Origin of the sequence: Devosia sp. (genome assembly GCF_017307565.1) — a bacterium.
Taxonomy (GTDB): domain Bacteria; phylum Pseudomonadota; class Alphaproteobacteria; order Rhizobiales; family Devosiaceae; genus Devosia.
The window spans coordinates 1-10,993 of sequence record NZ_JAFKHD010000456.1 but is presented as its reverse complement, the minus strand read 5'-3'; the positions used below and the strand labels follow the sequence as shown (position 1 = coordinate 10,993).

The following is a 10,993-nucleotide window of genomic DNA, read 5'->3' as shown; positions in this document are numbered from 1 at the left end:
CCAGCGAACGCAGCTTTGTCCAACGCGCCTCCATCAACGCCCCCATCCAGGGCTCTGCCGCCGACATCATCCGTCGCGCCATGATCCGCATGGAGCCGGAACTGAAAAAAGCAAAAATCGACGCCGACATGCTGCTGCAGGTCCACGACGAACTGATTTTTGAGGTGCCCGAAGGCACGGAAGAGGTGGCCATTCCGGTCATCAAGAAGGTGATGGAAAACGCGGCGGAGCCGGCTGTACGGCTAACCGTGCCTATACAAGTCGATGCGCATGCAGCTAAGAATTGGGACGAAGCGCACTAGGGGACTACTGATGGCCGAAAAAATTGACGAGTTTGAAGAATTTGAAGAACTCGCCCCCCTTGACCAGCAGGAAAGTGAGGAGGACCTTCCCCGAAATAAAATGGGTGATCCTTCTCAGTCCGTTCTGTTTAACACGGACTGGACAGTTGCAACCATTGTTCAGCAAATTGAGCGCGGCAATATAAATTTAGACCCCGACTTTCAGCGGCGGTCCGCGTGGGACTCATCCAGAAGAAGCCAACTGATTGAGTCTCTGATAATTGGCTTGCCTATCCCAAACATTGTCCTGGCCGAGTCCAAAGAGGGACGCGGGAAATTCATAGTAATTGACGGAAAACAGAGACTTTCCACCATATTCGACTTCATGTCGAAGGAAACAACGCAGCCGTTAAAGTTGAACGGACTTAATATCAGGACAGATCTAAACGGGAAGAGCTATGATGATCTCAAGGCCACCAATGGCGACGACGCCAATTTTTTTGAAAATGCCTCTATCCGCACAATCGTTATAAGAAACTGGCCATCTGATTATTTCTTGTATGTAATATTTGATCGATTGAATAGTGGCAGCCTCCCCCTGTCGCCACAGGAGTTGAGGAAAGCGCTTCAGCCCGGCCCGTTGCTTAACTACATTGACACGTATCTAGAAAATAGCGCCGAGGCAAAAAATGTACTTGGCATAAAAGTTCCAGATCGCCGCATGCGCGATTCTGAAATCGTGCTCAGGTACATCGCCTTTGAGACAGGTTACCCCAAATTATACGAGGGTGATTTCAAAGACTTCCTAGATCGTCCAGTTATATACTTTAACAGTTCCTGGGAGAATAGAAAAAACGAACTAGACGAGACACTTAAGAAACTGGATGTTTCCCTATATTATTCGTCTAGAGTTTTTGATGATCGCTCTATTTTCAGAAAATGGAACGGAGAGAATTTTGAAAGGCGCATAAACCGCGCCCTGTTTGACGCAATCATACGTTATTTTTCCGACGAACGTGTGGGCGAAGCCGCGGCTGCAAAGGCCCCTCAAGTAGTGGCCGCATTGCAAAAGCTGTGCACCGAGGATGCTGCGTTTAAGCGCTCGATTGAATTAACTACCAAATCAACTGGTGCTGTAGAAACTCGTATGAGGACTTGGGGGCGTACTTTGGCAGACCTAGTAGGTGGTAAATTTGAAGAAGCAACGTACCGGGTCCATATGTAGGCTTCCATGGCGAGCCAGGCGCACTCAAATCTCTCAGCAAGAATTGAAGAGTTGGTGGAGGAGTTTGTAGACTTCGACATTCCGCTTGATCGCGGGCCGATACAGAGCGAACTAGATAAAATAGCTGCCTTCAAGCTGCTGTCGCATTCCGAGATTGAGACTTTCTTGGAAGAGCGGTTCGTACAGACCATTCAAGAAAGTATTGCGTCGTTTGTCGCTGCGGGTAAAGCCAATAGGTGTCTGCTTTTCCTTGGTCTCCGATGGCTACCAAGAGATGAGACCTCGCAGCACATACTTCAACGAGTACCTACTGCTCAGGATATGCGGAGCTACTTAGAAGACTGCCGGAAGAAGTCAGAGAGAGAAGCGGCCGACAATAATGGCGTAAAGGGAGACAACATTAAGTCTCTCGCGTATTCCGCTGGCGTTCAACTTGTGGACGAGTTTCCTGCATTGCACGGCATGCTCGACCGGCTGGGAGTTCAGCGCGGCGACGTAGCACACAAGTCCATAGGCAAGGTCAACTCACTGAATGATCCTCGTTCTGAGGCATCCAACATGAGACAGCTAATACTGGAACTGCAAACACTGGATGAGCATCTACTGAATTTGCTATGATTTCGGCGCTTTGACATTTGGACGTATAGTGGTGGATTTTCACTCCCGCATAACCTCCGCCGCCACCTTCAGCCGCTCAACGCTCGCCTCGTTCCAGCTTTCCACCGCCTGCCGCGCGGCCGTCTCTCTCCGCACAAACGCTTCGATCCGCTCGTGCCCGATCTCATCGAGCAGGTGCCGGATGGGCGACCACATGGACCAGATGGGATTGACCATCCGCATGTGCAGGCGATCTTCGGTGATATCGAAGGTGACATTGGCCGAGCGCGCCAGGTCCAAAAATTCGGCGATATGGGCGTCGGGCATCGGGTTTTGGTAAGCCATCGGGGCTGCCTCGTATTTGATATAAATACAATGCATCTCCCCAAGACCGGCTCCGGAAAGCCGGTTTTATGGTGAATGAAGGGTTAAGCGGCAAAAACTTGTCCCGTTTATCCCCGCCCATCGCGCCCGTTGTATTCTCCGTCGCATCCACCCCGCACGAGCGGCCTGCAGGCGATCAGTGGCGGGGGGAGCCGGTCGCAGGGAGGTCGCCTTCTCTGCGGGTTCGTGGAGTCGGCCGCCTTGCGACGAGCGTTCAACTAGGTGCTGTGGGCTCTGTCCAAAAACCCGGCCTCCGGAGCGGCTATCGCTTCCTATGTAAAATCATCCGAGGCGATTGCCGCTCCGGGGTCCGCTCAAAACCGGAAGCCAGAAATGGCCGTCCGGCGCGCCAACCTGTCCAAAGCTTCATTTGCAACGGATTGGCTCTGCCGCAATTCTAGTTTTGCGGCGCATGACACGCGCCCTGGCCCCAAGGAAAGCGTCGTCCCATGTCCCAGAACATTGCCTCCGCCGGTTATTCGCGCGCCCAGATCATTCTGCACTGGCTGATTGCTGCGTTGATCCTCTTTCAACTGCTCGTGCATGACGGCATCGAAGAGGCCTGGCGCGCGAGCCACATGGGCGGGGCGGAGGCCGGCAATCCGCTGCCCCATATCGTGGTGGGCAGTGCCGTCCTGATCCTTGCCGCCGTGCGCCTCGTCATTCGCCTGCGCCATGGCGCGCCGCCAGCGCCGGCAGGGCAGCCGGCTGCGCTTGGCCTCCTCGCCAGCGCCGTTCACTGGGGCATTTATGTGCTGCTGTTCCTGATCCCGATTTCGGGGCTGGTGGCCTGGTTCGGCGGCGTGCAGGGTGCGGCGCTGGTGCATGGCGGGCCGCTGCGCCTGCTGCTCATCGCGCTGGTGCTAGTGCACATTGCCGGGGCGCTGGTGCAGCAATTTTTGCTGCGCAGCGGCGTGCTGATGCGCATGTTCAGGCCCGGCAACTGACGGACAAAATCAAATCACGCTCCAGAATTTCTATCGCTCTTACTGAACAGGATCGGATTTTTACTAGATCCAATTCACCAAATACGCATTAATCCGAAGTTCAAACAATTTCGGCATGCTGAACTGGACGACGACTTACACGCCTTCTTGCGGGAGACAGGCTATGAATTTGTCGACCACTGCCAACATGCTCGCCGATTGCGGCATTGTTATCTTCGCTCCGAACGAGGCCAGCGCCGGCGTGCTCGGCATTCTGGCGATGCGGCTCGGCTTCGGCTCGGTGGCGAAATACACCGAGCTTGCGGATCAGCCGCAGGACCGGCTGACCTATTTCCTGATTCATGGACAGGTGCCCGACGCCACCAAGCACCGGATCATCCAGGGCGTGCGCAGCTCGGATAGCGTATACCGCCGGTTCGCACCGATCATCTGTTTCGTCACCAACGGACCGCGCCATCAGATCGTGCCACTGGTGCAAATGGGGTTTGACGACGTGCTGTTCGCCAGCGATGACTTCGTGGATATGACCCACAAGCTCCACGAGCAGCTGCGGCACGATATTCTCTATGTCGAGACGCAACATTATATCGGCCCCGACCGCCGCCGCATCGAGCGGATTGATCCCAATGACTCGCGTCGGCACTTCGGCTCCGATTGCCGCAAGATCCGGGTGGTGCGCGATCCGCGTTTGGGGATTACCGTCGAGGACGTCGTCTGAGGGGCAAAAAGCCCGCGGATCGCTCCGCGGGCCTTCTTGCTTCTAGGCGACGAGGCCCTTGGTCAGTTCCAGCGCCTGCCGTTCGAACAGCCGGCGATAGATGCCGCCGTGGAGGCGGATCAGTGCCTCGTGGTTGCCCTCCTCGACAATCATGCCCTTGTCGAAGACCAGCAGGCGATCAAGGGCGCGGACCGTCGAGAGGCGGTGCGCGATGACCAGCGTCGTCCGGCCGACCATCAGCCGTTCCATCGCCTCCTGGATCATCACCTCGCTCTCGCTGTCGAGGCTCGATGTGGCTTCATCGAGGATCAGCACCGGCGCATCGGCGAGGAACGCCCGGGCGATGGCAACGCGCTGGCGTTCCCCACCCGACAGTTTCACGCCGCGTTCGCCCACCAGCGTTTCATACTGCTTGGGCAGGCCAGAAATGAAATCATGCGCGTTGGCCTGCTTGGCCGCCGCAATGATTTCAGCACGGCTGGCTTCGGGGCGGCCGTAGGCGATGTTTTCGGCCAGGGTCCGGTGGAACAGGATCGGCTCCTGCTGCACGATGGCGATCTGACCGCGCAGGCTCGCCTGCTGATGCTCGGCAATGTTCTGGCCATCGATGGTGATGGCACCGTCATTGATGTCATAGAGCCGCTGAATGAGCTTGACGAAGGTCGTCTTGCCCGAACCCGAGTGACCCACGAGACCGACACGTTCGCCCGGCTGGATGGCGACGGAGAAGTCGCGATAGAGCGGGGTCGGATGGCTGCCATAGCGGAAGGTGACGTGATCGAAGTTGATCGCGCCCTTGCCGATGGCAATCGGCTTGGCCCCTGCCTTGTCGTCGACGCCAAGCGGCATGGACGAAAGAGCGACCAGTTCCTCCATGTCGTTGACCGAACGCTGCAGGTTGCGGATGTGCATGCCCACGTCGCGCAGGTAGCCCTGCAGAACGAAGAACATGGCAAGCACGAACGTGATGTCACCGGCCGAAGCCAGCCCGATCGTCCACATATAGAGGCCAGTGCCCAGAATGCCGGCCTGCATCAGGGTCATGAGCAACCCCTGAATGGTGCCGTTGAGCGTGCCGCGGCGCCAGGTCCGGCGGGTACGCGAATCCCACTTGGACATGACATGGCGCAGCCGGTCCTCTTCGCGCGTTTCCGCACCGAACGCCTTGACCACCGAGTTGCAGCTCACCGCATCAGCCAGGGCACCGCCAAGGCGCGTGTCCCAGGCATTGGCAAGGCTTGCCGCCGGAGCCACGAAGCCCACCGACATGAGCACGGTGAAGGTGATGTAAACAACCGAGCCCAGTGCCACGACGAGACCCATGACCGGCCAATAGGAACCGAGCAGGATCGAAGCGCCCACCAGCATGACGACGCTCGGGAGCAGGGCCACGAGCAGGATGTCATTGAGCGCATCGAGCGCCCACATGCCGCGCGTGACCTTGCGCACCGTCGAGCCAGCAAAGCTGTTGGCATGCCAGTCGGTCGAGAAGCGCTGCACCCGGTAGAAGCCGTCATTGACGATCTGCGCCATCATCTTGAGCGTCAGCTTGATGATGCCGTTAAAGACGAAAAAGCGCAGCACGACACTGGTGACGCCAAGGCCCGCCACCATGGCGAAGGCCTTGAGGGCGTCGTTCAACGCCGTATCCTGGCCACCACTGATGGCATCGACGATGCGGCCCGAAAACATCGGCACCAGCACTTCGGCAATGGTCGCGACCATGACAAGGCCGGCGATCAGGACGATGCGCTTGGGCTGGTTGGCCCAGTGACGGAAGGTGAATCCGAGTACCTGTCGAAAGGCGTCGGCACGAAAATCGAGTTTCTTGCGACTCATTTGGCAGTCCGACCCCGTTCTCCGGCAGCCGGCTCCTCAAAGGGAACTATGAAAGGCGCAAAACTGACCGGTCGAGACAATGACCCTGTCGGGCCGGTCGGGTCTGCAGAAGGAAAGAAAGAGAAACCGCGGGCGGCAGGCCTAAACGGCGGGCCGCGGTTGGCAGGGACCTAAGGTCGGCCGTTGCCAAACGGGGAAGCGAACATAAATGCTGTCATGCAACGCCTCCCATGGTTCAAAAATGAAGCGGTGAACGGTTGATAGCCAAACCGTTCGCCTTTGCCAATAGTTTTTGTGCGTGCTGACGTGCAAGGCGTCGCAGTGATGCACCGAGGAGACAGCCTTGCGGCGGCTGCTTTTGGCGTGGGCTATTCTGGCGGGAACGACTGCAGCGGTCAGTGCCGATCCCGGCGTGCCCAAAGCCGATCAGTCCGGAAAAGGTACTGTTCTCTGCCTGTGGCCCATCTATGTCGGCATTCAGCAGGGGATAGAATTGTGCGACCTGCCCCAATGGCGGGCGATGAAAACCTGGCGCCGTCCATAGCCCGGGTGAGAAGAATTTCTCCTCAGGAACACAACTCGGGGTATCACCCGGGAAACGCTCGATCGCCAAAAGTCAGGCGGCTACGAGCAATCCACACAGATGACGACCCGTGTGTGAAACAGTGGCGAAGATGCGCGAGCAATTGGCGGGTGATCTCGTTGCGGCAACCGACGATCTGTTGTCGGTGCCGCGTGAGCCGGTATGGAATCCCTGTCTCTAGTTGGGCTTCTTGCCGCCGGGCGCGACGATTCCGCGGGTCTGGAACTCGGCATAGGCCATGGCGGCGGCAAAGGCGGCGAAGATCGTGAGAACGGCAGCGAGCAGAAAAGTCATCTGAACCTCCAGCGGTGATGCCTCTCTATCGGCCCTCCGAGCCGTCTCAACCTTGATCCAGGTCAAGAGATTTTGCGTTTCCCGCGGGGTGGCGTCGCCCGCCTCGGGCGGATAGGCTTTGTCCCAATGAATCAATGAGAAGAGGCATTCGCCCGATGAGCAATTCCCCCATCGACCCCATCAAACTCGACAAGCTCGGCGAAGTGGCCATCAAGGTCGGCCTGCAGCTGGCCGAGGGACAGGACCTGATCATTACCGCCCCGATGGTCGCGGCGCCCCTCGTGCGCCGCATCACCGAGCACGCCTACAAGGCCGGTGCGGGTCTGGTCACCTCTATCTATTCGGACGAGGAAGCGACCCTTGCCCGCTACAAATATGCCAATGACAAGAGCTTCGACCGCGCCGCCGGCTGGCTCTATTCGGGCATGGCCGAGGCCTACAAAAACAATGCCGCGCGCCTCGCCATTTCGGGCGACAATCCGATGATGCTGGCCGGCCAGGACCCGGAAAAGGTCTCGCGCGCCAACCGCGCCAATTCGGCCGCCTATCGCCCGGCGCTGGAGTTGATCACCGGCTTCGATATCAACTGGAACATCGTCTCCTACCCGACCCCCGCCTGGGCAAAGCTGGTCTTCCCGAACGATCCCGAAGAGGTTGCGGTCGCAAAGCTCGCCGATGCCATCTTCAAGGCCTCGCGCGTCGATCAGGATGATCCGATTGCCTCCTGGAAGGCGCACAATGCCAACCTCAAGGCCCGCTGGACCTGGCTCAACGGCAAGAAGTTTTCTGCCCTAAAATATAAGGGCCCGGGCACCGATCTCACCATTGGTCTTGCCGACGGTCACCGCTGGAAGGGCGGCGCATCGGAAGCCAAGAACGGGGTAACCTGCAATCCCAACATTCCGACCGAGGAAGTGTTCACCACCCCGCATCGCCTCCATGTCGAAGGCACCGTGGCGGCCACAAAACCCCTCAGCCACAACGGCACGCTGATCGAAAACATCCAGGCGCGCTTTGAAGGCGGTGTCCTGGTCGAGCTGAAAGCCACCAAGGGCCAGGACGTGTTCAACAAGGTGCTCGACACCGATGAAGGCGCGCGTCGCCTCGGCGAAGTGGCGCTTGTGCCCCATTCCTCGCCGATCTCGGCCTCGGGGATCCTCTTCTACAACACGCTCTACGACGAGAACGCCTCGTGCCACATCGCCATGGGCCAGTGCTATGCCGACTGTTTTGAAGGCGGCAAGGAACTCTCGCCTGACCAGATCTTTGCCCAGGGCGGCAACAAGAGCCTGATCCACATCGACTGGATGATCGGTTCGGACAAGATCGACATCGACGGCGTCCATGCCGATGGCTCGAGCGAGCCGGTCATGCGCGGCGGTGAGTGGGCGTTCTAGGAACACCCACACCACCCCCTCTTTCGTCATTACCGGGCCTGCCCCGGCAATCCATCTCGCCTCCGCCTGGACCACCGGGACAAGCCCGGTGGTGACGGCGACTAGGGGACCGAGGGCCTAAAATTTCCGTTCGGCGTGCTCTTCCATATAGGCCAGTTCTTCGGTCGTGCTTTGCCGCCCGAGCGGCCCATTGCGGAAGGGAAAGCGGCCGAAGCGATCGACCGTCTCGCGATGAGCAATCGCATATTTGAGCTGGTTGTCGTCGCCGAGCGCCTCATAGAGGCGCACCGAAGCTGACTGGATGGCCGCCGATTCCGCATGCATGAAGGGCAGATAGATAAAGCCCCGACGCGGCTGGGCGAAGGTCATGTCGAGCCCCTGCCCAACCATTTCCTGCGCCAGCACCAGCGCCATCTTGTCCTGCGCAAAGGCCAGCGGTGAATTGCGGAACAGTTGGCGCGAGAACTGATCGAGCACGATGATCTCGGCCAACCGCCCCGATGGCGTGGCGCGCCATTCCCAGGCTTCGCCACGCGCGACATGGGCATGGGTCTGGGTGAATTGCTCGGCAATCCTGGCGTCGAACTCGGCGTTGCCGGCAAACCAGTCCTCCGGCCCGTGCTCGACGAACCAGAAATTCAGGACATCATCGGCTGTGCGCATGTCTTCCCCCTTGCCCAGTTTGAAGCGAAACGCGGCTGGGCGGCTTTAGTTTACCCGCACCAACCGAATCCGGTTGCCGAAGGGATCCTTCGTTTCGACGCCCATGTCCAGCCGCTCGATGGGCGCACCGGCCTTTTCGAGCCGCGCCAGGAGCGCGTCGAAGTGCTCAGCGCCCGGCACGGCAATGGTGAACCAGCGTAGCCCAGCCGATCCCGCCGGCGGCAGCGCCGCATTGGGTCCGGACCAGATATTGAAGGCAATCGTGTGGGGCATGTAGTCGAGCCCGACATCGCCCATGCCGAAGGAGGTGATCAGCAGGAAGCCGGCAAAGCCGATGACGTCGCGATAAAAATCCATCGCCATGTGGAGGTCATTCACATGCACGTGGACATGGCCGATCCGTGTGCCGGCAGGCATGCGCGCGGCCAGCACCGGGCTCGGCCCGAGTTCGCCCAGAAGCCCGTCGAGATCGATCGGCTCGCGCCCGGAATGCGCCTTTCCGTCCGCGGTCAGGGCATAGGTCTCGCCCTTTTCCGGATCGCCGAGCGAGCCGCGCCAGGGCGTTTCAAAGGTGATCTCGATGCCATTGCCATCGAGGTCCCAGAGATAGATGGCCTCGCTGACGAGGTGATCGGTGGGCGAAATGCGAACATTACGCTGCAGCGCCCGCACCGCCATCTGCGCCAGGTCAACGCGATGGGACACATGAATGGCAACGTGATAAAGCCCGATGCTGCGCGGCACCGACGGGCGCACCGCGCCGGTTTCGAGGACGATCAGCACCTTGCCGCCGGCACCCAGCTGCAATTGGTTGCCGGTTTCGGCGATGAGGTCGAGCCCGACGACGTCCTGCCAGATGGCCAGCGCCCGCGCCCGGTCGGTCACCGCAAGATGCACCGGCCCCAGGGTCGTGGTGAGAGGCAGGATGGGCTTGGACTTGACGACGGTCTGTACGGATGTGTCGATCATGCTGACCTCCCTGAATTGAACTGCCCTGAATCTAGGCCGCCGGTATCTCGACTTCTATGGAAACGATGACGAAGGCTTCGTTCGCCCGCAGCACAACAATCGAGCGTCTTCCCGCTTTAGTCTTTCCGTGCTTTCATCCACCTATCCAAGGAGGATGACCATGCTCAGAGGGTTCGTGGTGACGCTGGCTCTGCTCGCCGGCATGACAAGCGCAATGGCCAATTGCTATGAAGTCATCGGCTGCGATGACAGCGATCATTTCAGGCGCGCGGACCTGCAGCAATTGTCCTGCCAGTCGCTCTGGGAAGTGCGCAACTGGATCTACAAGCAGAACGGGTATTGCTTCTCCACTCAACGCGCCAAGAACGCCTTCGGCAATCAGGGCTGCTGGATCACCAATCAGAGCCAGGTGAAGCTCAACGCCGTCGAGCGCGACAACGTCGCGGCCATCGCCTCGGTGGAGAAAGCGCGCGGCTGCAATTGAGGGGTTTGTTCCCCGCCGGCCGCTTTTGTGTTTCAGGCTTCCGAATTTTCACCGCGCCGTTCCCGCGGCAGCGTGCAGCTTAGGGGAGAGGCTAGGCCTCAAACCCCTTCATTGTCCTCGTCAAAGCCGTTGTTCACGAGCTCGACAATGGCTTCCAGCGCTTCACGGGCCTGCTTGCCGGTGGCCTGAACCAGAATGGTCGAGCCAGGCCCCGCGCCAAGCATCATCAGGCCCATGATGGAATTGCCATTGACCGACTGGCCGTCCTTGATGACGTGCAGAGTTGCGTCAAAGCACTCTGCCGTACGCACGAAGCGTGCCGATGCACGGGCGTGCAAGCCCTTGCGGTTGACGATCGTCAACTGCTGCGCAACGGCACGATCGCCATCCATTACGAGGCTCCCCCGAGAATGGAATTGGCCACGGTAATGTATTTACGGCCCGCTTCCTGAGCGAGCGCCACGGCCTCGGCCAGGCCAAGATCGGCGCGCACGCGGCCGAGCTTGACCAGCATGGGCAGGTTGACGCCCGCGATCACCTCGACATTGCGGTTTTGCATCACCGAAATAGCCAGGTTCGACGGCGTGCCGCCAAACATATCGGTGAGAACAA

Annotated in this window: 13 protein-coding genes and 1 pseudogene; 8 read left to right on the top strand and 6 right to left on the bottom strand. The window is 59.1% G+C overall.

Features of this window, described 5'->3' with window-relative positions; translation table 11 throughout:
- The 3 genes from J0I64_RS20215 to J0I64_RS20205 form a co-directional block, all read left to right on the top strand.
- Positions 1 to 302: DNA polymerase (locus tag J0I64_RS20215; RefSeq protein ID WP_291411654.1), on the top strand; the 302-nt coding region annotated here is incomplete at its 5' end.
- A 10-nt stretch (positions 303 to 312) separates the two neighbouring features.
- Positions 313 to 1,506, top strand: a complete 1,194-nt coding sequence (locus tag J0I64_RS20210; RefSeq protein ID WP_291411652.1) for a DUF262 domain-containing protein — start codon at positions 313 to 315, stop codon at positions 1,504 to 1,506.
- 6 nt (positions 1,507 to 1,512) lie between these two features.
- A complete protein-coding gene (locus tag J0I64_RS20205) occupies positions 1,513 to 2,124 on the top strand; it encodes a hypothetical protein (protein WP_291411650.1) in 612 nt (203 codons plus the stop codon).
- A 39-nt stretch (positions 2,125 to 2,163) separates the two neighbouring features.
- On the opposite strand, the gene J0I64_RS20200 is transcribed toward J0I64_RS20205, so the two are convergent.
- Positions 2,164 to 2,448 carry a hypothetical protein gene (locus J0I64_RS20200; RefSeq protein WP_291411648.1) on the bottom strand — a complete coding sequence of 95 codons (285 nt, stop codon included), beginning with the start codon at positions 2,446 to 2,448 and terminating at the stop codon, positions 2,164 to 2,166.
- Between the two features lie 488 nt (positions 2,449 to 2,936).
- Between J0I64_RS20200 and J0I64_RS20195 the strand changes: the two genes are divergently transcribed.
- Together J0I64_RS20195 and J0I64_RS20190 are read left to right on the top strand one after the other, a co-directional pair.
- Positions 2,937 to 3,434 (top strand): cytochrome b/b6 domain-containing protein, encoded by a 498-nt coding sequence (locus J0I64_RS20195; RefSeq protein ID WP_291411645.1) that lies wholly within the window; start codon positions 2,937 to 2,939, stop codon positions 3,432 to 3,434.
- Positions 3,435 to 3,603: 169 nt separating this feature from the next.
- Positions 3,604 to 4,152 carry a hypothetical protein gene (locus J0I64_RS20190; RefSeq protein WP_291411643.1) on the top strand — a complete coding sequence of 183 codons (549 nt, stop codon included), beginning with the start codon at positions 3,604 to 3,606 and terminating at the stop codon, positions 4,150 to 4,152.
- A 42-nt stretch (positions 4,153 to 4,194) separates the two neighbouring features.
- On the opposite strand, the gene J0I64_RS20185 is transcribed toward J0I64_RS20190, so the two are convergent.
- Positions 4,195 to 5,991 carry an ABC transporter ATP-binding protein gene (locus J0I64_RS20185; protein WP_291411641.1) on the bottom strand — a complete coding sequence of 599 codons (1,797 nt, stop codon included), beginning with the start codon at positions 5,989 to 5,991 and terminating at the stop codon, positions 4,195 to 4,197.
- 343 nt (positions 5,992 to 6,334) lie between these two features.
- Between J0I64_RS20185 and J0I64_RS20180 the strand changes: the two genes are divergently transcribed.
- A complete protein-coding gene (locus J0I64_RS20180) occupies positions 6,335 to 6,535 on the top strand; it encodes a hypothetical protein (protein ID WP_291411639.1) in 201 nt (66 codons plus the stop codon).
- Between the two features lie 467 nt (positions 6,536 to 7,002).
- Entirely contained in the window at positions 7,003 to 8,265 is a 1,263-nt protein-coding gene (locus J0I64_RS20175) for an aminopeptidase (protein WP_291411638.1), read from the top strand.
- Positions 8,266 to 8,382: 117 nt separating this feature from the next.
- Here J0I64_RS20175 and J0I64_RS20170 read toward each other — a convergent pair whose 3' ends face one another.
- Together J0I64_RS20170 and J0I64_RS20165 are read right to left on the bottom strand one after the other, a co-directional pair.
- Positions 8,383 to 8,928 (bottom strand): DUF924 family protein, encoded by a 546-nt coding sequence (locus tag J0I64_RS20170; protein WP_291411635.1) that lies wholly within the window; start codon positions 8,926 to 8,928, stop codon positions 8,383 to 8,385.
- 45 nt (positions 8,929 to 8,973) lie between these two features.
- Positions 8,974 to 9,897 (bottom strand): VOC family protein, encoded by a 924-nt coding sequence (locus tag J0I64_RS20165; RefSeq protein WP_291411633.1) that lies wholly within the window; start codon positions 9,895 to 9,897, stop codon positions 8,974 to 8,976.
- 160 nt (positions 9,898 to 10,057) lie between these two features.
- Here J0I64_RS20165 and J0I64_RS20160 point away from each other — a divergent pair, with 160 nt between their 5' ends.
- Positions 10,058 to 10,381, top strand: coding sequence for a YARHG domain-containing protein (locus tag J0I64_RS20160; protein ID WP_291411631.1), 324 nt, complete (start codon positions 10,058 to 10,060; stop codon positions 10,379 to 10,381).
- A gap of 98 nt (positions 10,382 to 10,479) precedes the next feature.
- Here J0I64_RS20160 and J0I64_RS20155 read toward each other — a convergent pair whose 3' ends face one another.
- Positions 10,480 to 10,773, bottom strand: a complete 294-nt coding sequence (locus J0I64_RS20155) for an HPr family phosphocarrier protein (RefSeq protein WP_291411630.1) — start codon at positions 10,771 to 10,773, stop codon at positions 10,480 to 10,482.
- Positions 10,773 to 10,993 (bottom strand): annotated as a pseudogene (locus J0I64_RS20150) (PTS fructose transporter subunit IIA); the annotation flags it as partial. The gene J0I64_RS20155 and the pseudogene J0I64_RS20150, both read right to left, overlap by 1 nt.

Coding starts and splice junctions, on each gene's coding strand:
- J0I64_RS20200 (WP_291411648.1), bottom strand. CDS start 2,448: ATGGCTTACCAAAACCCGATGCCCGACGCCCATATCGCCGAATTTTTG.
- J0I64_RS20210 (WP_291411652.1), top strand. CDS start 313: ATGGCCGAAAAAATTGACGAGTTTGAAGAATTTGAAGAACTCGCCCCC.
- J0I64_RS20185 (WP_291411641.1), bottom strand. CDS start 5,991: ATGAGTCGCAAGAAACTCGATTTTCGTGCCGACGCCTTTCGACAGGTA.
- J0I64_RS20170 (WP_291411635.1), bottom strand. CDS start 8,928: ATGCGCACAGCCGATGATGTCCTGAATTTCTGGTTCGTCGAGCACGGG.
- J0I64_RS20175 (WP_291411638.1), top strand. CDS start 7,003: ATGAGAAGAGGCATTCGCCCGATGAGCAATTCCCCCATCGACCCCATC.
- J0I64_RS20160 (WP_291411631.1), top strand. CDS start 10,058: ATGCTCAGAGGGTTCGTGGTGACGCTGGCTCTGCTCGCCGGCATGACA.
- J0I64_RS20195 (WP_291411645.1), top strand. CDS start 2,937: ATGTCCCAGAACATTGCCTCCGCCGGTTATTCGCGCGCCCAGATCATT.
- J0I64_RS20165 (WP_291411633.1), bottom strand. CDS start 9,897: ATGATCGACACATCCGTACAGACCGTCGTCAAGTCCAAGCCCATCCTG.
- J0I64_RS20205 (WP_291411650.1), top strand. CDS start 1,513: ATGGCGAGCCAGGCGCACTCAAATCTCTCAGCAAGAATTGAAGAGTTG.
- J0I64_RS20155 (WP_291411630.1), bottom strand. CDS start 10,773: ATGGATGGCGATCGTGCCGTTGCGCAGCAGTTGACGATCGTCAACCGC.